Origin of the sequence: Deinococcus sp. QL22 (assembly GCF_023370075.1) — a bacterium.
Lineage (GTDB): Bacteria > Deinococcota > Deinococci > Deinococcales > Deinococcaceae > Deinococcus.
The window spans coordinates 88799-106443 of sequence record NZ_CP097156.1; the positions used below are offsets into that span (position 1 = coordinate 88799).

General features: G+C 62.6%; 30 protein-coding genes. 19 read left to right on the forward strand and 11 right to left on the reverse strand.

Annotated features, from left to right (window positions below; all coding sequences use genetic code 11):
• The first annotated feature begins 193 nt into the window (after window positions 1-193).
• Entirely contained in the window at window positions 194-1162 is a 969-nt protein-coding gene (locus M1R55_RS29445; protein WP_249396676.1) for a site-specific integrase, read from the forward strand.
• On the opposite strand, the gene M1R55_RS29450 is transcribed toward M1R55_RS29445, so the two are convergent.
• The 6 genes from M1R55_RS29450 to M1R55_RS29475 all read right to left on the reverse strand — a co-directional run bounded on the left by M1R55_RS29450 (window position 1146) and on the right by M1R55_RS29475 (window position 5795).
• Window positions 1146-1559: a hypothetical protein gene (locus M1R55_RS29450; protein ID WP_249396677.1), complete on the reverse strand. Its 414-nt coding sequence runs from the start codon at window positions 1557-1559 to the stop codon at window positions 1146-1148. The two genes, M1R55_RS29445 and M1R55_RS29450, sit on opposite strands and share 17 nt — an antisense overlap.
• A gap of 38 nt (window positions 1560-1597) precedes the next feature.
• Window positions 1598-2842, reverse strand: a complete 1245-nt coding sequence (tnpB, locus tag M1R55_RS29455; RefSeq protein WP_249396678.1) for an IS200/IS605 family element RNA-guided endonuclease TnpB — start codon at window positions 2840-2842, stop codon at window positions 1598-1600.
• Window positions 2843-3408: 566 nt separating this feature from the next.
• On the reverse strand, window positions 3409-3903 hold the full coding sequence (locus tag M1R55_RS29460; RefSeq protein WP_249396679.1) for a hypothetical protein: 495 nt from the start codon (window positions 3901-3903) through the stop codon (window positions 3409-3411).
• Between the two features lie 8 nt (window positions 3904-3911).
• Window positions 3912-4313 carry a hypothetical protein gene (locus M1R55_RS29465; protein ID WP_249396680.1) on the reverse strand — a complete coding sequence of 134 codons (402 nt, stop codon included), beginning with the start codon at window positions 4311-4313 and terminating at the stop codon, window positions 3912-3914.
• A gap of 337 nt (window positions 4314-4650) precedes the next feature.
• The gene (locus M1R55_RS29470) at window positions 4651-5430 is read right to left on the reverse strand and encodes a hypothetical protein (RefSeq protein WP_249396681.1); all 780 of its coding nucleotides are present in this window, start codon (window positions 5428-5430) and stop codon (window positions 4651-4653) included.
• Window positions 5430-5795 (reverse strand): hypothetical protein, encoded by a 366-nt coding sequence (locus M1R55_RS29475; RefSeq protein WP_249396682.1) that lies wholly within the window; start codon window positions 5793-5795, stop codon window positions 5430-5432. Before M1R55_RS29475 ends, M1R55_RS29470 begins: the two co-directional genes overlap by 1 nt.
• A 58-nt stretch (window positions 5796-5853) precedes the next feature.
• Between M1R55_RS29475 and M1R55_RS29480 the strand changes: the two genes are divergently transcribed.
• Entirely contained in the window at window positions 5854-6033 is a 180-nt protein-coding gene (locus tag M1R55_RS29480; protein WP_249396549.1) for a hypothetical protein, read from the forward strand.
• Here the strand turns inward: M1R55_RS29480 and M1R55_RS29485 are convergent.
• Both M1R55_RS29485 and M1R55_RS29490 read right to left on the reverse strand, forming a co-directional pair.
• Entirely contained in the window at window positions 6022-6519 is a 498-nt protein-coding gene (locus tag M1R55_RS29485) for a hypothetical protein (protein ID WP_249396550.1), read from the reverse strand. The two genes, M1R55_RS29480 and M1R55_RS29485, sit on opposite strands and share 12 nt — an antisense overlap.
• Window positions 6516-6809: a hypothetical protein gene (locus M1R55_RS29490; protein WP_249396551.1), complete on the reverse strand. Its 294-nt coding sequence runs from the start codon at window positions 6807-6809 to the stop codon at window positions 6516-6518. The genes M1R55_RS29485 and M1R55_RS29490 overlap by 4 nt, the downstream gene beginning before the upstream one ends.
• 62 nt (window positions 6810-6871) lie before the next feature.
• Here M1R55_RS29490 and M1R55_RS29495 point away from each other — a divergent pair, with 62 nt between their 5' ends.
• On the forward strand, window positions 6872-7387 hold the full coding sequence (locus M1R55_RS29495; RefSeq protein ID WP_249396552.1) for a hypothetical protein: 516 nt from the start codon (window positions 6872-6874) through the stop codon (window positions 7385-7387).
• 101 nt (window positions 7388-7488) lie between these two features.
• Here M1R55_RS29495 and M1R55_RS29500 read toward each other — a convergent pair whose 3' ends face one another.
• Entirely contained in the window at window positions 7489-7740 is a 252-nt protein-coding gene (locus tag M1R55_RS29500) for a helix-turn-helix domain-containing protein (RefSeq protein WP_249396553.1), read from the reverse strand.
• 280 nt (window positions 7741-8020) lie between these two features.
• Here M1R55_RS29500 and M1R55_RS29505 point away from each other — a divergent pair, with 280 nt between their 5' ends.
• Window positions 8021-8479 (forward strand): hypothetical protein, encoded by a 459-nt coding sequence (locus M1R55_RS29505; RefSeq protein WP_249396554.1) that lies wholly within the window; start codon window positions 8021-8023, stop codon window positions 8477-8479.
• On the opposite strand, the gene M1R55_RS29510 is transcribed toward M1R55_RS29505, so the two are convergent.
• Window positions 8476-8652 (reverse strand): hypothetical protein, encoded by a 177-nt coding sequence (locus tag M1R55_RS29510; RefSeq protein ID WP_249396555.1) that lies wholly within the window; start codon window positions 8650-8652, stop codon window positions 8476-8478. The genes M1R55_RS29505 and M1R55_RS29510 overlap by 4 nt on opposite strands.
• A 258-nt stretch (window positions 8653-8910) precedes the next feature.
• Window positions 8911-10383, reverse strand: a complete 1473-nt coding sequence (locus M1R55_RS29515) for a hypothetical protein (protein ID WP_249396556.1) — start codon at window positions 10381-10383, stop codon at window positions 8911-8913.
• A 207-nt stretch (window positions 10384-10590) separates the two neighbouring features.
• On the opposite strand from M1R55_RS29515, the gene M1R55_RS29520 reads away from it, so the two are divergent.
• Genes M1R55_RS29520 through M1R55_RS29590 form a run of 15 tightly spaced genes read left to right on the forward strand, consistent with a single transcriptional unit; the run spans window position 10591 to window position 17587 of the window.
• On the forward strand, window positions 10591-10989 hold the full coding sequence (locus M1R55_RS29520) for a hypothetical protein (protein WP_249396557.1): 399 nt from the start codon (window positions 10591-10593) through the stop codon (window positions 10987-10989).
• Window positions 10986-11381 (forward strand): hypothetical protein, encoded by a 396-nt coding sequence (locus M1R55_RS29525; protein WP_249396558.1) that lies wholly within the window; start codon window positions 10986-10988, stop codon window positions 11379-11381. The genes M1R55_RS29520 and M1R55_RS29525 overlap by 4 nt, the downstream gene beginning before the upstream one ends.
• Window positions 11378-11614, forward strand: coding sequence for a hypothetical protein (locus tag M1R55_RS29530; RefSeq protein ID WP_249396559.1), 237 nt, complete (start codon window positions 11378-11380; stop codon window positions 11612-11614). Before M1R55_RS29525 ends, M1R55_RS29530 begins: the two co-directional genes overlap by 4 nt.
• Entirely contained in the window at window positions 11611-11787 is a 177-nt protein-coding gene (locus tag M1R55_RS29535; protein WP_249396560.1) for a hypothetical protein, read from the forward strand. The genes M1R55_RS29530 and M1R55_RS29535 overlap by 4 nt, the downstream gene beginning before the upstream one ends.
• Window positions 11784-12020: a hypothetical protein gene (locus M1R55_RS29540; protein WP_249396561.1), complete on the forward strand. Its 237-nt coding sequence runs from the start codon at window positions 11784-11786 to the stop codon at window positions 12018-12020. Before M1R55_RS29535 ends, M1R55_RS29540 begins: the two co-directional genes overlap by 4 nt.
• On the forward strand, window positions 12017-12316 hold the full coding sequence (locus M1R55_RS29545) for a hypothetical protein (protein ID WP_249396562.1): 300 nt from the start codon (window positions 12017-12019) through the stop codon (window positions 12314-12316). Before M1R55_RS29540 ends, M1R55_RS29545 begins: the two co-directional genes overlap by 4 nt.
• Window positions 12313-12924, forward strand: coding sequence for a hypothetical protein (locus tag M1R55_RS29550; protein WP_249396563.1), 612 nt, complete (start codon window positions 12313-12315; stop codon window positions 12922-12924). The genes M1R55_RS29545 and M1R55_RS29550 overlap by 4 nt, the downstream gene beginning before the upstream one ends.
• Complete coding sequence (locus M1R55_RS29555; protein WP_249396564.1) at window positions 12921-13127, forward strand: hypothetical protein; 207 nt, start codon at window positions 12921-12923, stop codon at window positions 13125-13127. Before M1R55_RS29550 ends, M1R55_RS29555 begins: the two co-directional genes overlap by 4 nt.
• The gene (locus M1R55_RS29560) at window positions 13124-13924 is read left to right on the forward strand and encodes a hypothetical protein (RefSeq protein ID WP_249396565.1); all 801 of its coding nucleotides are present in this window, start codon (window positions 13124-13126) and stop codon (window positions 13922-13924) included. The genes M1R55_RS29555 and M1R55_RS29560 overlap by 4 nt, the downstream gene beginning before the upstream one ends.
• Window positions 13921-14763, forward strand: coding sequence for a DNA adenine methylase (locus tag M1R55_RS29565; protein ID WP_249396566.1), 843 nt, complete (start codon window positions 13921-13923; stop codon window positions 14761-14763). The genes M1R55_RS29560 and M1R55_RS29565 overlap by 4 nt, the downstream gene beginning before the upstream one ends.
• Entirely contained in the window at window positions 14760-15545 is a 786-nt protein-coding gene (locus M1R55_RS29570) for an N-6 DNA methylase (RefSeq protein WP_249396567.1), read from the forward strand. Before M1R55_RS29565 ends, M1R55_RS29570 begins: the two co-directional genes overlap by 4 nt.
• Window positions 15542-16024: a hypothetical protein gene (locus M1R55_RS29575; protein WP_249396568.1), complete on the forward strand. Its 483-nt coding sequence runs from the start codon at window positions 15542-15544 to the stop codon at window positions 16022-16024. The genes M1R55_RS29570 and M1R55_RS29575 overlap by 4 nt, the downstream gene beginning before the upstream one ends.
• Window positions 16021-16164 (forward strand): hypothetical protein, encoded by a 144-nt coding sequence (locus tag M1R55_RS29580; protein ID WP_249396569.1) that lies wholly within the window; start codon window positions 16021-16023, stop codon window positions 16162-16164. Before M1R55_RS29575 ends, M1R55_RS29580 begins: the two co-directional genes overlap by 4 nt.
• Complete coding sequence (locus M1R55_RS29585) at window positions 16161-16478, forward strand: hypothetical protein (protein ID WP_249396570.1); 318 nt, start codon at window positions 16161-16163, stop codon at window positions 16476-16478. The genes M1R55_RS29580 and M1R55_RS29585 overlap by 4 nt, the downstream gene beginning before the upstream one ends.
• Complete coding sequence (locus tag M1R55_RS29590; protein ID WP_249396571.1) at window positions 16475-17587, forward strand: winged helix-turn-helix domain-containing protein; 1113 nt, start codon at window positions 16475-16477, stop codon at window positions 17585-17587. Before M1R55_RS29585 ends, M1R55_RS29590 begins: the two co-directional genes overlap by 4 nt.
• Window positions 17588-17645: the final 58 nt, after the last annotated feature.

The following is a 17645-nucleotide window of genomic DNA, read 5'->3' on the forward strand; positions in this document are numbered from 1 at the left end:
AGTACCGGGCTGAGAGATTGGGGGTGGGTGGGGGGAATGGTCATGGGGGTCACCTCAGGGGTGGATCGGGATTCCGATGGACGTGGTACTTGGCCTGAATCTTCATGAGACTTCGCATAATTACCGTTACGGGTGTCTCGTTGACCACCCCGGACAAGGGATTCAGCCCCCGCCCCGGCTTATGCTGAGCAACATGACGCTCGAACTGATGGCCTCGAATCTCACCCTCCAGGCCCGAGCCGAACGTCTCGCCTTGCTGGATCCGGAAGCGCTACGCAAAGAAGCCATCCGGGCCGCCCGCGACCGGGACGAGGCCGGACTGTGGGCCGTCACCGAAGCATTCCTGGTCATGCGAGGTGGACGCGGCGCACGGGTCAGTGCCCAGACGCTGGAGGCTTACGCGATAGGCTTGCGGGTGCTCCTGGCCTGGGGGGAGACTTCAGGCCTGTCTTTCCTGCGTCCCCGCCCCAATGATGGGTACGCCTTCGTGCGGCACTTAGAAGGACTGGGCCTCGCGCCGTCCAGCGTCCGGGTGCGCCTCGCTGGAGCGCGTGCCGTGTTTGCTGCCCTGCGCTGGGCTGGGGCCACCGATGCCGCGCCATTTACTGACGTGCGGGCAGCCACTGACCCGGTACCAGCCTGGCAGAAAAGAAAGCCTTACCCAGATGCAGACGTCCGAAAACTCCTCGCGGAGGCCAATGAGGAAGACGCGGTCCTGATCTTGCTGGGAGCCGACTGCGGCCTGCGGGCCACCGAGATGACCACACTGCTCCGGGCCGACCTGCACTTCGGCGGTGACACCCCGTATCTGGTGGTCACCGGCAAACGGCAGAAGCGCCAGGAGGTGCCCCTCTCCAGACGGACGGAGGCTGCTCTGAAACGCTGGGTTGAGATGACCCCCAGCTACAAGCCGCACGTGATCACGCTGCGGAACCGCCGGGCCATTGAAGACCGCATCGGCAAACTCTGTGAGCGGGCGGGCGTGCGCTACGACGGGCGGCAGGTGCACGGCCTGCGCCATACGGCGGGCACGCGGGTCTATCAGGAAACCAAAGACGTGCTGGCGGTGCGAGATCATCTCCGGCACGCCAGCATCACCACCTCAGAAACCTATGTGAACTACGCGAGACAGGGCGAGAAAGCGGTCAATCGGGACTGGTAACCCCCAGCCAGCGTTTCATGCGCCACCAGAATGTGCACTCGGGGTCGGTAGCGTGCCGAATAGGCGAGCGGCGGGGATAGGGCCGCGTCATGGGCAGGCGGGGACGTTCCGGCCAGACGAGTTGAATCCGGCCCGTGGATTTGCCGCGCCACTTGAGCAGTGTGACGGAGTAGCCCGCGTTCGAGGCCAACTCTGCCGCGTCTTGAACCTGCGCTATGTCGAAGGCCAGGACGACCGAGGTGCGCCCCTTCCGAGCAGCAGGTGCGATGACTGTCTTGAACGCGCCCTCCAAGTGGAAGGCGGCCTGTGCCCGGATCCCCGCAGCGTTCGGCGTCATGAGTCTCGCGGCGGCGTCAGCAGAGGGCAGGGTGCAGAGGCGATCTATCGGGGTGGTCAAGGGGGCTCCTTGTGGGTGGCCAGCCGTGGGATTGAACTTCACACGACGGGAGTCGCGTGATTCTCACTTCGCAGACCATTGCCCAAACTCGCGGGTCTCACACGGTCTCCATGAGCGTTTAAGGTGTTCGGCATCCCGACGACCACCAAGCCTTCACGCCGGATGTTGAGTGCGGCGTTCTCGTCTCGGTCATGGGTCTCACCGCAGTTTGGGCAAGTCCATTCACGGACGGCAAGATTTTTCACTTCGGGATTTTTGAATCCGCAGTCATGGCACAGCTGGCTAGACGGAAAGTAGGGGCTGATTTTGGAGATCAGTCGTCCATACCATGTCGCCTTGTATTCCAATTGCCGGATAAATTCTCCCCAGCCTGCGTCGGTAATGCTCAGAGCCAAGCGGTGGTTTTTGACCATGTTGCTGGGCTTGAGATGTTCGGTGCAGATGATCTCGTATTCACGAATCAAAGAGGTGGTGAGCTTCTGCAAGAAGTCCTGACGTTTGTTGGCGACGTGCTTGTGGATTCGAGCCAGCTTGGTTTTCGCTTTCCCGTATCGCGCACTGCCTTTCTTTCGTCTAGAGAGGGTTTTCTGAGCTTTGCGGACAACCTTTAGGGCGGATCGGTAATATTTGGGATTGGCATGATGCTTAAACTCCTGTCCATCGGAGACGATGGCAAAATCTTTGATGCCGACATCCACGCCCGCTGCATACCGGGGTGCATCAGGCAAGTAGGGAATTTCGACTTCGCAGAGAACGGAAGCTTCGTAATGGGTCTCGTGGATGCGTCTGACAGTAACGTTCAGAAGCTTACCCGTGATTCCGGGTTGACCTTTGGTCTTGACCCAGCCCAACTTCGGGAGCTTGATACGCCCCTCACTCACTTCGATATTGTTGTTGCTGAACTGGGTACGGTACGCCTCCCCCGTGCTTTTCTTCTTGAATTTCGGGAACCCGGCTCTCTTGCCGGACTGCTTCAGGGTGCGGAAAAAATTCTGGTACGCACGCTCAAGGTCGCGCAACGATTGTTGCAACGCAAATTTATCCACCTCTGCGAGCCAAGCTGTTCCTTCTTCGCGTTTAAGCAGGGTCAGCGCCTTGTCTGTTGCGGCGTAGGTCATACCCCTGCCGTCCTGACGGTACGTTTCAATCCGGCGAGCAAGAAAATGGTTGTAGATAAACCGGGCACAGCCCAGCGTGCGGTTGATGCGCTCCGTCTGTGCCGCGTTGGGATAAAGCCGAACAACAAAGGCTTTATGTCTTTTGGGGGTCATGGTAGATTCCATGCTGCAACACCCTCCTACAGGTGCTTGCCACGCTCCCAGCCGTTGACGCGGCGTGGGGGCATTGCCGTTCCAATTTAGCACAGAAATCTCAGATTTATCGTCCCTGTCGGGCCGGATGCCGCTGTAGTTGGGGCCTGTATGCAGGCCAGAAGGGTGAAACAGTGGAGCAGGTGCGCAACGTCTGCCCCACCTCAGAGAGAAGCGCCCCAACTCGGGGCAGTGCGGGCGGACAGTGGGCCTGCACCGTGGCCCGGTTTACACCTCACAGTCTCGGCGCTGGTGTGCGTCCAGTCCGACGAGCTGCGCGGTTCTAGGTCATGTTCCATCATGCCCAGCCTGCGCGGCCTGCTACGTGATCGTGGGCCATCAAGCCCGCCCTCTGTGACTACAGAGGGGCTTCGGTGTTCCCCCGGAAGCGACGAGGCTGCCCGCCAGAGGCAACGAAAAGACGGTGTGGCGGGGAAGAGGCGAAAGGCGAAAGCGGACGAGGGAAGGGCCGGAATCGAACCGGCCTGAACAAGGCCTGACCTCCCAGAACGCGCCCCAAGGCACAGGGGCGTGAGGGGTTACTTCTTGACCACTGGGGCCGAGATCACGAGGGGTTCAACGCGCAGACGAATCGGTTGATCGCTGTACAGGTACTGTCCTGACCACTGCACGTAGCGCCCGCTGACATCCCAGAAGTAGATGTACGGGTCAGAGGAACCGAACGTGCCTTCATCGCTGGCGGCGGGGCGGTAGCCGATGCTGCTGGATGTGCTCCAGCGCTCATCTGTGCGGGTCAGTCGTTTCCCGCTGGACGTGACCTTGCCTTTGACCGCGTGGTAGGCCACCGGCTGTCCGCTTTGGTTCAGAAGCACGATGTAGCCGAGTGCGCCGGGCTTGCTGGTGAGCTCCAGGCGCTTCTTGATGTTCTCAATCTCAGCGTTGCCGGTGAAGGTCAAGCTGTTGGCGGCGGCCTCGGCTTGACTGGATTGTTGTTGTTTAACCGTAGCCGGGGTTTCAGGGGCGCAGGCGGTGAGCCCCAGCAGCAGGCAGGTGATCAGGAGGGATGTCTTCATGGGCACCTTCAGGGGCAGCGGGCCGCGTCAAGCGACTCGGGGAGTTGGGCGTCGCGCAGGCCTGCACGGGTGGTCTTGCGGGCGTCGGCGTTGTACTGGGCGGCCACGTCCAGGCAGGAGCTGCGTACCCCGCCGTAGTCCACGTTCAGACGGGCGCGTTCGTCGGGATCGGTCACTAGGGCGAGTTGATCCTTGATGGCCTGCACCTGCGCGACCCGCACGTCGAAGCGGCCTGCGAGGTCGTAAAAGCGCTCGGAGTTTGCCAGCGCCCGGTCGGTGGTCAGCGCCTCTGTGCGTGCGCGGTCTGAGGCGGTCGTCGTCGCGAAGGTCTTTTGATACTTGACCGCCGCGAAGGGCAGGGCGAACAGGGCCACTGCGCCGAAGGCGATCAGGGCAATTCCTTTCTTCATGGGGCCTCCGGGGATCTGCACTGGAGTTGCACCAGGGCGGGGGCAGCTCGCCAGATCAGACGCGCCCTGAATCAAATCTCAGGGCGCGGGGTACATGGGTTGATGCTCTCCGGTGCAGCAGCCTCACGGCGCGGGCAACGGCTGTTTCGGCATGGGGTCGGACGACGGCTGCCTATACCGAATCTCGGCGGGCCGTGTTCCCTGGCTGTTTGGCGGTGGGAGTTCCCGCCTACAAGAGCTGTCATGAACCGCGCCCAAAAGAAGCAAGGGCTGAAAGACTGGGGGGATGGTGGCCGGGATTAGCGACGGACGGCCATCGTCGTAACGCTGAGGGGTGTTAGACCGGTTTGCCGAAGTACACGGGCCACTGGCTGGAGGCGTGGGCCGTGAGGTCGTCGATGATTTCTTTGACCGCGGCTTCCTGCGCGGCCCGCACTTCGTTGTGCACGGCCAGCAACTGGAACTTCTGTTGATCGTGGTCGTATTCCACATAGACAGTGATCAAGTACTGATCGCCCCGTGCTTCAGGGATGTCATAGACCGGCACATGAAACTTGATGGTTTCCGGCACGTCGCCGCCTGCATCTGCCTGCACCTGGCGCACGATCCGGGTGTCAAGCGCGGTGCTGGCCGGGCGTACGGAGCTGGTGCCTTCGGAGTTTGAGGTGAACTTCAGCGTGGCGAATTTGGCGATCACGGTGGGATCGACGTACTCGCTCAGTTCGGTGCGCAGCAGGCGCACGAGGTCTTTCTGGCTGATGTTGGTGAGCGACTTCCACTTCTGCATCTGCGCGAAGGCGGGGTGCGTGGGAAGGGCGAGCGTGGCGTACCAGCGGTGATTGTGGGTAGACGACTGCACCAAGGCAGCGTCATAGGTGACGTAGACGCCGTCGAGATCGGTGTCGTCATGCTCGGCCACCGCGAGGGCCTTCAGGGTCGCCAGATCCAGCACGGTCGTGGAATGGGTGTCAAGGCTGGCTTCGAAGCGCTCGGCATTGCCCGCCGCGTCGCGAATGAAGTAGACGCCCTTCTCTTCGCCGTGCACCGTGAAGGCTTCCTGCCCGTTCTGCACCAGACGTTCAATTTCCCGGATGGCCCCGCCGTCAACCTGCGTCATTAATTACTCCCAGCCCGCAGCAGCGGAACTTGCGTGAAGACGGCTTTGGGCTCCGGCGTGCCGTCCAGGCCGACGCCCATGCTGACGCCCAAGAATTCCTCGTTACCTGCGCGGGAAGGCAGCGCGATTTTCACGTCCGCCTTGGCGCCGACGCCGTTAATCACTGGGGTGCCCATGTCCATGCCGGTGCTGGTGGGCGTGAGCGTGACGGTGATGGTGACCTTGCGAGGCTTGGCGAGCGCGGGGCGAGCGTGGCAATCGCGCATGGCGTCTCCAAGCGCCTGGTCGATGGCATAGCCGATGCCGCCGCCTTGAAGCTCTCCAAGAGAAGCGTGCGTCAGGTTCAAGTCCAGTGATTCACTCATAAGTCCTCCAGGGGACGTGGGGGCGCGCTAGGCTGGGCGAAAGGAGGTGAAACTCAACATGACTCAACAAAAAAGAGGAGAGGCGGCGTGGATCGCCGTTCAGGTTGTCGTGCAACGGCTGGTCGAAAAAGAGCTGATGACCCAAGAAGAAGCCACTGAACTGCTGCGGTCGGCACTGAAGCAGTCAGAAAAAATGCCAGACGAAACGATTCGCAGACTGACTCGCTCACTCTCCTAGCCCTTCAAGGGTGGTGACGCGGTCGTGCAGGCTGTTGAGTTTGCGAGCCATCGTTTTCAGCAAGGTGTGTAGGTCGTCGTCCTCCGGGCTGTGTTCGAGCACAGATTGGGGGGCGGCGTTCGTTGGGCTGGAGGGCCACTGCTGGGCGAGGAAAGCGCCGATCTGGTCTTCAGCCACGCCGTTTTGACGCATGAGGTCAGCGACCGCGTCGGGGCCTTGCTGCAAGACCGCTGCACTCTCGTCGCTTCCAAGGGCCAGCAATTGCTGTTCGGAAACCGGGCTATCCAATTCCGCAGCAATGCGTTGAAGCTCTGCGTCCACTACAGCTTCTAAGCTCATCGCCAGCGCGTGCGTCAGCCGCAAGCGGGCGCGGGCCGACAGGCTGTCTGGCAGGGTCAAGGTGAAGTCAAGTCGGGTATGCAGCTCGTGCGGCGCGTACAGGTCAAAGGACAGCGAGGTGGAAGTAGGAAGTGGGGACGTGGTCATTTGATCCTCACTTCTTCTAGGGGCGAGCGCACAGCGTCTGGCTTGGGCAAGTGGCCGAAAGCACTCAGCAGCAGGCTCAGAGCTTCAGGGTTGGTCGCGCCGTGGCGGTACAGCACCTGCAACAGCTTCATGGCGTGCACCACCGCCTCGGCGGAATTCATCCGACCATCCGTCTCGAACGTCACCCGTCCACTGGGCACGCCAGCAACTGCGGGGAAGGACACGTGATGCCGCAGCGTGCTGTGAGCCTCAATCAGAATGTCGGTGGGCACGGGGGCAGCTTCAGTCATAGGTAGGCTCCGGCGTGGGCAAGTGCAGTCAGAGGCAGGCGGCGGGCGCGGTACGCTGAGGAATGCTGATCTTTGCCCTGCTCGCCATCGCGCTGCTGATCTACAACACCAATCTCCTGATCCGCCGCACCCGCGCCCGCCAACCCATTCGCGCCGCGGGCTGGGGCTTGGCCTCCGGATTGGCCCTGCTGCTCTTCACCGTTACGAGCCTCAATCTCCCCGGAACGCCCGCCACCGTGTCCACCGCGCCGCCTCCTGCCCCCGCCGTGACCGCCCCCACCACGGAACGCACCCCCGCACAAAACCTGGCGATCCTGGCCGACCGCGATCCCAACGACCCCGCTATCGCCTCCCTGCTGGCCCGCCTTGATGCCGCCTGCCCGGAAAACGGCAGCCACGTCGCGGACATCGTCGTGAACCTGCAACAGATGGTTCTCAGTGAATCGGGCCGCGACCTCAGCATTGAAAACGTCATGACGCAGCTGATCAACGCGCAAGAAGGCCCGGCCCAAGAGGGCGGAACGACCTGCCCAGAAACGGGAGCCCTGCTTGCCACGTTGATGATTGAAGGCATGTAGGGAGAGTGGCGGTGAGGGCTTTTGCTCAGTCATGGGTGGCTCCGGCGTATGCGTGAGGCAGTTCAGTAACGAGATCGAAACAAGACAACCTCTGCCTGGAATCAGACAGAGGCGAAGGCCACAGAGGTTTCGATGGGTTGCAACAGGCTCTCGAAAGACACTTCGTAGAAGTCAGCGAGGTGGCGCAATTGGTTGTACTGGAACTTCTCGCCCCGTGTTCCGTCTTCGTACTCCACGAGCGTGCGCTTATCAATCTCTGCGGCAAGTGCAACATCTTCCATCGTGAGATCACGAGCCATCCGCAGCTCCAGCAAGCGCCTGCCGTTTGGACGGTAATTTTGGTTACGCTGCATGCACACAGTGTATCGGGTGGTTACACAAAGAGCAAGGGTTAGTGTAACCACCCGATACACAAAAGTGTCGCAGTGGACAATACAGAGCAAAATTTGACGGATCTGATGCTACGATAAACACTGCAAGCAGCAAAGAAGCGCATTGTATGCAAGCTTTGCAGAGGCTTACACCGTGACCAGATACCGTACCCGTTCCGTAACCCCCCGTCCCCTCTCCATTGAGACAGCTGCTGACCGAGGCAAGGCTCTCAAACACTGGCTTGATTTACATAAAGTCCCTGTGACTGCCTTCGCTACGGCCTCGGGCATGAGCCGCCAGCAGCTGTACCGATATCTGGGGGGCGAAGCACTAGACCCTGAGGGCCGAGTGATCGATCTTGCCTACATGCCCCAAGACCGGGCTGAAGGCTTGATCACCGCAATGGGACTGACGGACTGGGAAGCGTGGGAAGTGCTGGGGATCCCCGATGATGCCAAAACAACATTTAGAACGTTCCGCCCCTTCCCTGAGGGACATGGCCGGAAAGTGTCCGAAGTCATTGAGATCCGGCTGAGCGCTCCGATGGTGGGCGAAATCCCCTTACCCGCTGGCACGCTGGTTCGGATTGACCCGAATGTGACCGATGGCAAAATGCAGGTCATCCGCCTGGAAGACGGTCGCCTGTACTCGGTGAATGCGCTGATGTTGGAACGGGCAGGCGGAGAGCATTTGGGAACGCTGCTTTCCGCCCACTTTTAATTCGTTGGGGGGGCGTTGGTCTCTCGCCACAGCTTCATGCGGTTGGCACGGAGGGTTTCTGCGGCGGCTGTACGCTGTTCTGGCGTATCAAAATGCGCGATGATCGCACCCTGCTTGATTTCGCGGCGAAAGGCATGTGCTGTTGCCAAAACATCTGCTTCTTCCCGCGACATTGGTGACTGTAGCTGATGCGACATTCTCTGGGCTCACCTCACTGTGTCGCCCAATACTAGAACAGTTCAAATTTCTATGCGTAACAAAAGCGTAACAAAAATTAGGTCAGGCCAGAACTCAGGGTCGGCACCAGGGGCAGGGATCTTGCACGATATTGGCGGGTGGGGCAGAGACCGTCGCCAGGGGGGCGGCAGCCGCAACTGCGCTCAAGAGGGCACCAAAGAGAACCAACGCCTTAAGAAATGGTTTCACGCCACCTAGCATAGGTATTCGGGACGGTGCAAGGAAAGCACACTCTGTACGTCTGGAGATAACATGTCCTCAATGCGCTGGATGCTCAGCGCCCATTCTGCGTGCCGGACGGGCTCGCCTGCTGCTTTTAGACTGCTGGCAATCAGCCCATAAGCTCGGAGCACGCGGCCCAGATTGACGACACGTTCACCGCCAAACGCGGCCAGACCCTCTTGCAGGCGCTTGCGCTCAGAGCGTGCCAGCTCATCCCGCTCCGCGATACCGATGGCTTCCAGAACCACGGTACGCCCCGTGCGGCCCGGTAGCTTGATCTCTTCTGAACCCGCAATGACGGTCTGGCCGCACAACAGGGCCTGCCCGTTGAGGTGCCAGCCCTGCGCCAAGGGGGCGAGCGGGCTGAGCATCAGCAGAACCAGCTGCTCAGGCATATAGAGGCGGTAGATTCTGGAAAGTTCTGCAGAGGCCAGCAGCCGGGGCAACTGCTCTTCCAGGGTTTGAATCCGCTTCAAGCTATTCGGGATGGGGACTCCATCTGCCGCCGCTGACAGCCCCAGCAAGGCCCAGGGCACGCCCTGATCTGGGCTGAGTGGGGGCGTGTCGCCCAAAAGATGGAGCGCGGCTCCAGCTAGCTTTGGGACACGCTTCATGGCGGACGAGGCCATATGACGGGCATAGGTGGCTTGTGGCTCATATTCAATGGCACTGAGATCGGGCACCTCTTCTTTGTTGATCAGCCCGCGCAGGGCGGTCGCCAACTGGAACCATGAATCGTTTGGGCTCAGCAGGGCGTCATCAGAAGAGCGGGCGGGCGGCAACATACAGAGAACATGCAGGAACTCTCGTAGACCTGCGTCATGAACGGTGTCGTTGTCATGGGTGCCCAGCGCCATGAGGGCATCTCCGTAGGCTCCCAGCGACATGAATGACCCGGCCAGGGTGCGTTGACCGAAGTTGCGCCGCTGGCTGGACATCGGGCGCATCAGCATCAGCTTGAGCTTGGCTGGATCGGCCAAGCCAACGATATTCCGCACCCGCTGCCACTCAAATTCCAGAGCCTGCAGGCGGTATTGCAGCCCCAAGGACTGGGCGAGAGTCACGGCCACCATCAGGTGCTCTTGAGCCCGCTGGTATTGCTTGCGCTGGACTGCCGCCATTCCTAAGGCGCTGTGCACCAGACAAGTGTTCTCCAGTTCAAGTGGACTGTGCCCAGTGATCTCAACCCTGGCCGCCAGCACGTCGTCATAGAGCCGCAGAGCCACCTGAATCAGCATGCGGACGCCCTGTGCTGGATACGCCGTGATGTCAGAAAGTGCGTTCAATAAGGCGCCCCACTCCTGCGGGTTGGCCTTGGCCAACGCCAACTGCGTGCGCCGAACCATGCTGATCGCTTCGTCCTCTGGCGCAGACCACCATTCGACCTGTTGACCGCTGTTGAGCAGCGCGTCGAAGGCGGCGGGGTCGTGCAGTGGCAGAGGCATGGATTCCCCATCTTGACCCACCAAAAGGTTTGACGTGGACACATTTGACCAAGTTGGTGGGAGACCCTCGTTGGTATGCATATCGGCATGATACACAGTTTGCACACTGTGTATCCATCTGTTACACTATCGACACCAAAAAGGGCCAGCCCCCGCAAGCGCAAATGCCTTGAGAAGCACGCAAGCGAGGGCCGGAAGGAGCTAAGTATGCGTGAAATCACCCCCACCCGCAAGACCACCCCCCGCACCCCCGCCACTTGCTGCGCCCGCTGCGGCATCAAGCTGAGCAACCCTGGCACGGTCGTCCTGGGCATCGGTGAAGTTGGCCCCGAGTGCATCAAGCACGTCAACGCCGCGCTGACCGACCTCGCTGCTGGCCCCTTGGCGCTGCTGGTAGCTCGGGGCGAGGTGCGTTTGAAGCTCCAGCTCTCCGCAGATGGCCTGAGCTGGATTCCTTCACATGACGCACTCAGCCAGTACATCGTGTGGGCAGACCGCGCAGGCATCAAGTTGCAGCACCGCATTGAGGTCAGTACCCGGACGTACATCCTCACCATCAAGCCCCGGAGCCTCCAGGGGTACAGCGTGAAGTCGGTGCAGGCGTGAGCTTCGAGCCGGACGACTGCCCCGCCTGCGGGCGACTGCTGGACAACCACGGGACGTGCTGGAGCTGTGATGAAGAAGGCCCCGCCGAGACGCCCACGCCCCGCCTCGCCTTTTTCTCTGACCTTCGCGTGGGCCTGGGTGAGGACAGCGTGCCGGTGAATGACCCGGACGCGCTCGCCAAGGAAATCTTGCGCCGTTGGGACATGCCCGCCCTGCAAGCGGTGCAGATCGCGGCGGTGGCCTGGGCAGGAGCACGGGTGCAATTCGCCACCCAGCAACCGGAGTTCATTTATTTCTACATCGCCACGCAGCCGCTGGACTGGAAGCACGGGGACATCGACGAACCTGTGCCCGCCCGCACGGCTTACCGAGCTTCCAAGGCCCGTGCATGACCGTCTCCCCTGCCCCCGCCGTCATGGTCGAGAGCGGTTACCTGATCAAGACCTGCATCCGGGATGACCGGGCCGTGACGGTCACCCTCAGCCTGACCTATACCGCCGCGCTGCCTCATCCCCTGCCAGTCGAAACACAGCTTGACCTGCACGACGCGCTGGGCACGGTGGATTTCAAGTCCAACCTCACCGCCCAGATCGACGCCTTGATTCGGCAGGCGGCAGGCGCATGACGCGGGCTGAACCCGTCCTCTCCGAGCATGCCCGGCGCAACCAGGCGCAACTGGCAATTCTGCGCCGAGCAGTGGCGGAGGTGCAGGCCAGCGCCCAGCCGCCTGTCCGTGACCTCACCTTGCCTGTGCTGCGCCGCCTGGAACCTGCGCCCCTGTCGGACGTCTTGCTGTGATCTGGCCCCTCCGCTTCCGGCAGCCTGCACCGGCACCTGATCCCCATCAGAAAAACCCTGCCGTGGCTTTGGCGCTGTTCAACGCTTGGAAAGTCCTGCATGACGACCCTGACACCCTCGGCACACCCGCAGAAGAAGAGGCCTTCCGCCAACTCACCCTGTACGACGTGGCGCACCTGACTGGCTCGCTGTCTCGCCCTCGTCCCATCACCCGCCCGGAGGCCCGTCCATGACCCAGATCCAGCCCACGCCCCAGCCTGTGCCCGTGCCTGTCTATGCCCTGCACGAACGCCTCCCCCATCGTCCCCGCCCGAACGTGGTGCGGCGAATGGCCTTCCCCCTAATGGCCTTGGGCTTCATGGTGGCGCTGGTGGCCTTGATGAGTTTGGGCGGGGCGACCCGTGCGGATTTGCTGCCCTTGGCCGGGGTGCTGGTCACGGGCTGCCTGCTGTTCGCGGTGGGCGTGCGCGCCGCTCCGGGGAAAGTCAGCGAGTACATGGATTTGGGCGAGCTGGAGTGGCTGGAATGACCGCCCTCGCTCCGGCCCGGCCCCTGACTCTGCCCGCTGAATGGGGCGACGCGCAGGCGGTACAACATGGCCCCCTCAGACTCCTGATCTCGCCGCAGGAAGACCACGCGGGCGAGGGCCAGTGGCGACACGTCTCCGTAAGTTGTCAAGATCGCCTGCCCACCTATGAGGAACTGGGCGCGGTGCGCGAGCAGTATTTCGACGCGGACGCCACCGTCGTGCAGCTCATGCCTCCGGCCAGTCAGTGGGTGAACCAGCACGAGTTCTGCCTGCACCTGTGGCAACGCCTGGATGCGCCGCTCCTCCCCGAAGGCCTGCACCGCTCGGTGGGGCTGCGCGGGGGCGTGCCGCTGGACGGAGTGGAGAAGACGCTGATGCAAGAGGGGCTGCCCCTGTTCAGCCTGCTGCGGAACTTGGTGCGCTCGCGGGGCATCCTGACGGCCGCAGAGGCGCAGGTGGCCTTGCAGGATCAGGTGGCCGACGGTTCGACGCCGGCCCAGCAGACGGTCAGCCTGCGGGTGGCCCTGATGCACCTCGCTGAAGCCGCCCACCTGTTCAGCGTGACGTATGACGCGGGCAGCGACGCGTTCTGCTGGCAGCCCGCATGAGCCCGACCCGCATCCTCCGTCAAACCCGCAATGTGACGGTCTCTGAGGCTGACAACATCATCAAGCGCCATGCCCAAACCCGCAAGATGAACCCGCGTATCTGCAAGTCGGCCCTAGATAAGGATGGGCTGGACACTGCCGAGGGGCTGCTACGCCAGGACGCCGGACGCTACTTCCTCAGCACGCCGGGGCGTGGGGCATGAGCGTCCGAACGGAAGTCAAAGCCAAACCCATCATCTTTAGCGCCCTAATGGTACAGGCCATCCTGGCGGGGACGAAAAGCCAGACGCGGAGACTCATCAAGCCGCAGCCGCCTGTCGAAGACGATATGCCGTATTCCTACCCCTATTACTGGGGCGCGGTAGGCACGTACTCCGGGGTCAGTGAGCCTCGCCATTACTGGTGCAACTACGTGTCTGGCGAGGCAGCGTACAAGGCCGACGACGACCTGTTGCTCTGGCCGCCTGACGATGACGACAGTGATGAGCCGGCAGAAGACGGCTGGTATGGCCCCGGTGGCATGGAATCGCCCTACGGCTCAGGAGCGAACTGCATGAAGCGTGCCGCCCGGCTGTGGGTGCGTGAAGCATTCACGCTCGGCGTCATTCCTCTCGAAATGGAAGGCGGCTCCCTGCTGAAGCGTGGGCCGATCATTGAGACCGGGCATTTCCAGGGTTGGCAACAAGCTGCCTGGTATGACGGAACCGAAGACCCCTGGGGCTGGTTCAGCGAGCGCAAGCGCATGTCGCCCATCTACATGCCGCGCTGGGCCAGTCGGATCACGTTGGAGCTGACCAGTGTCGAAGTGCAGCGCCTCCAACACCTCTCCGAAAAAGAGGCGCGTGCAGAAGGTGTGTTTCCAGCGGGGCAGATTGAAAGCAAGTATCGGGGTGAAGGCCGAGACCTCTTCCGTCAGAAGTGGGATCAGTTGAACGGGAAAGGCAGCTGGGACGCCAACCCCTGGGTCTGGAACATCAACTTTAAGCGGGTAGACGCATGAGTGAGTTTGCTCCTGTCCTGCGCTGGCCTGGTGCCAAGTGGCGTATCGCCGAGTGGGTGTGCGGCCACCTGCCCGCCCATGACTGCTACGTAGAGCCGTTCTTCGGCAGTGGCGCGGTCTTTTTCAATAAAGAGCCTTCCCGCGTAGAAGTTATCAACGACTTGGATCGCAACGTCGTGACTCTGTTCCGGGTGTTGCGCGAGCAAGGGGCTGCACTGGCAGGGATGCTTTCCGTCACGCCCTGGGCTGAGGGCGAGTACCGCGACGCGCACGCGAAGCTCCAGCAGCCTGACCTGACTGACCTCGAACGTGCCCGTTGCCTGATCGTGGCCAGTTGGCAGCAGATTGGCCGTAGACCTCTCACAGTGCGCAGCAATTGGCGGTTTCGGGACGTTGCGGGACAGTCTCCTGTCACGGCTTGGCAGATTCTGCCTGAGCGAGTACTGCAAGCTGCCGCCCGCCTGAAAGACGCGCAGATCAGCGAGATGCCCGCCGTCAAGCTGATTGCCCAGACGCAAGGCAAAGACGTCCTGCTGTACGTCGATCCGCCCTACCTGAGCGAGATTCGCAGCAGTTCCCGCCTCTATGAACACGAAATGCGGGGCCGCGACCAGCATGACGAGCTGCTGGACGTTCTCCGCGCCCACCTCGGCCCAGTCGTGCTGAGCGCTTACGCCAACGATTACTACAGTGCGGCGTTGCCCGGCTGGCAGACGGTGGCCACAGGAGCCCGCACCCAAACCAATGCCCAGCGGGCCGAAACGCTCTGGATCAATCCCGTCGCATGGCGGAGGCTGACGCACGCCTCGCCCATTCTGATTTTGGAGCGTGCGTTATGACGTCCAAACTCGCCCGTTCCTTCCAGCGCGACGCCGGAGCCGAGCAGTCCACCCGTGGTTTCCTGGGCGACCCACTGAAACTTCCGTTTGCCCGCATCCTCCAGGACGTCAAGCAGATTCGTGTGTCCGAGGCCTACCGCCGCATGGTGACCGCTGGAGCCTGCGCCCTGACCGGTGGGCAGCAGGAAGCTCTCTACCTGGACGCCATCAAGGGGCTGAGCGCCCATGACCTTGATGTGGTCGTGCGCTCGTTCCGGCAACTGGTGGTGGATATGGACGACCGGCCCTATATGGATTTGCTGGGGCCGCTGTACATGGAGATCAACCACAAATTAGACCGGGATTCGGGCGGCGAATTTTTTACTCCCTTTGCCCTCTCGTGCCTGCTGGCCCGCTTGCAGGTTTCCCCTGACGCCGCGCACATCTTCACGCCCGGTGAAGTCCTGAACTGCAATGAGCCCACCGCAGGCACGGGCGGCATGGTGCTCACCTTTGCTGAGGCGTTGGCCGATCAGGGCATCAATCCCTTGCACACCCGCTGGGTCGTGCAGGACATCTCCGACCGCTCCTGCTACGGCGCGTTCATCAACACCACCCTCTGGGGCATTCCGGCCACCGTCGTGTGCGGCAACACCCTGAAAGTGGAATGCCTGTGGAGCTGGCAGAACGTCTTCTGGCACGCGGCTTTGCCCTGGCCTAAGCCAGAGGAAACGCAGGCAGAGGACGTCCGCTTTGGGCAGGTCGTCACGGCCATGCGCGGCTTCTTAGCGGGTGTGGCATGAGCAGCCAAAAACCCCGCGCGGCGCAGCTGGCCGCTCCTTCCCTCTTCTCCTTCGACTTCCGGGAAGAGTCCATTCAAGTAGGGGACATCGTGCGCCAGTCTTGGCCGTGGATTCTGTGCGACCGGGGCAACCAGCTGATGCCCTTCTGGCAGGTGCATGGCCGCTCAGGGGACGCTCAATTCCTCTGTCGGGCCGTGCCATTCACCACCGGATGCGGCGAGACGTGGTGGTTCAAGGAGCGCGACGTGGTTCGCACCGGGCGCAGTTGGCGGGTGCCGTCCCATCACGAGGTGCAGATGTGGTTTCAAGATTTGGGCACCACAGAGTTTGCCGCCCGCCTCAACAGCCGCCCGCCCGCGACCACCCACCCGGAAGAAGCGGAGCTGGTAATGCTGCTGGCCGGGCTGGGGCCGACGCGCATCCCTTACGGCGACCGCCACTTCTACGCCCTCTTCCCGAAAAAGCAGGCGGCGCGGTGAATTGGTGGCTGTGGTTGGGTGGGGCCTACGTGACCCTGAACAGCGTGTCCTTGCTGTGCGCGGCCATGCTCAGCAGCCAGCTCAGCCGGGAAGAGGAAGCGGGCGAAGCACGGCGGGCGCACCTGGGGCGGCAGCCATGACCGCTCCCCAGACTTGGCGCGTGACCGAACACGCCGTGGCGCAGGCCATGCAACGCTGGCACGTTTCTCCCTCCGAGGCAGCGGAAGCGGCCATTCACGAGGTGCTGCGGGACGGGCAATTGCAGTTCCGCAGCGAAGACCAGTTCGAGATACGACTCGCCGTCACGCCAGATTCCATGCGGGTAGTGCGCTGCGTGGGCGGGGTGGTGGTCACAGCAGTGATGAGCCGTAGCCGGGGCGCAGAGAACCGCAGGCGCAAAGCGCAGCGCAAGCGCAAGAAGCGGGCAGAACAGGCCCCAGCGGTGCAGCCATGAGCGCCACGAATGCTGCTCCCAGCCGTGTTCGGGGTGTGTACGGTGCAGACACCCGTGCCGTGTTGCTGGCCCTACGCGAGCCGGCCCGCGTTCCAGCGCTTATGGCCGAACTGGGCTGGACGACGGCGCGGGTGTGGGACAACGTCAAAGGGCTGTACGGGCGCGGATTACTGGAACGGCCCGTGCGCGGCGTATACCGCATCACGCCCGCCGGAGAAGCCGCCCTCGCGCACCTGCCCCCGGTCAGCGGGTCGGTGACGCTGCGCAACGTGCACCGCGCTGCACCGCTCTCGACAGGCCGCCTGTGGTCAGCGGAGCGCGTGGCGTGGCTGAAGGCGCATTACGCCGCCCTCGGCCACCGCCGCGCTGCGGAGCTGCTGAACATGGAACCGAGCGCTGTGCACGCCAAGGCCCGCAAATTGGGCCTGGAAGCAGGCGATGTGGCGGGCTACGTGCGTCTCACCGACGTGGCGAATTTGGTGGAGCGGGACTACGTGATGCTCTGGAGCCGCGCCCAGCACGCCGGGGTGCTGACCTATCCCGTGGGCGTGAAAGGCCAGCAACGGCGAACGCACGCCCTCGTGCCTGATGCGTGGGTCGAGACCGTTCTCAGTGAGTGGCAGCCGCCCACGCCCGACGACGTGGCGCTCTGTGAGTTGCGGGCAGAACTGGGCCTGAGCCGCACCCACGCGCAGCGCCTGACGGCAAGCGTGGCCTACCTGCGCACCCCGGTCAAGGGTGGACAGGCCCGGCTCTACGTCAGCACCGAAGACGCCCTGCGCCTGCGCCAGTCGGTGCGGGAAGCGGCCAAAACGCCCCGTGCCCCGGTGGTGGGCCGGGCAGGCATCCTCCAAGCCATCGAGGCCGGGGGTGAGGCGGGCCGCAGCGAGCGCGAACTGTTTGAAGCCCTGCCCTGCTCCCGCGCCGCCGTGCGGATTCACGTGCTGGCGCTGCGGGGAGCCGGAACCATCCAGATGTGCCGCACCGGAACCACCCTCGACCCGTTCGTGTACCGCGCAGCCCGCTTCGTCCACGCGCCGGAGCCGCCGCAGCGTGTCATCACCATTTCCGGACGGCCCCGCAAAGTGCTTGCTCACGCCGCCGATTAGCCCCTCTCTCATAAAACTTCCCCGTGCGGCCTCGCCCGTTCACTCCGTCCAGGCCGCA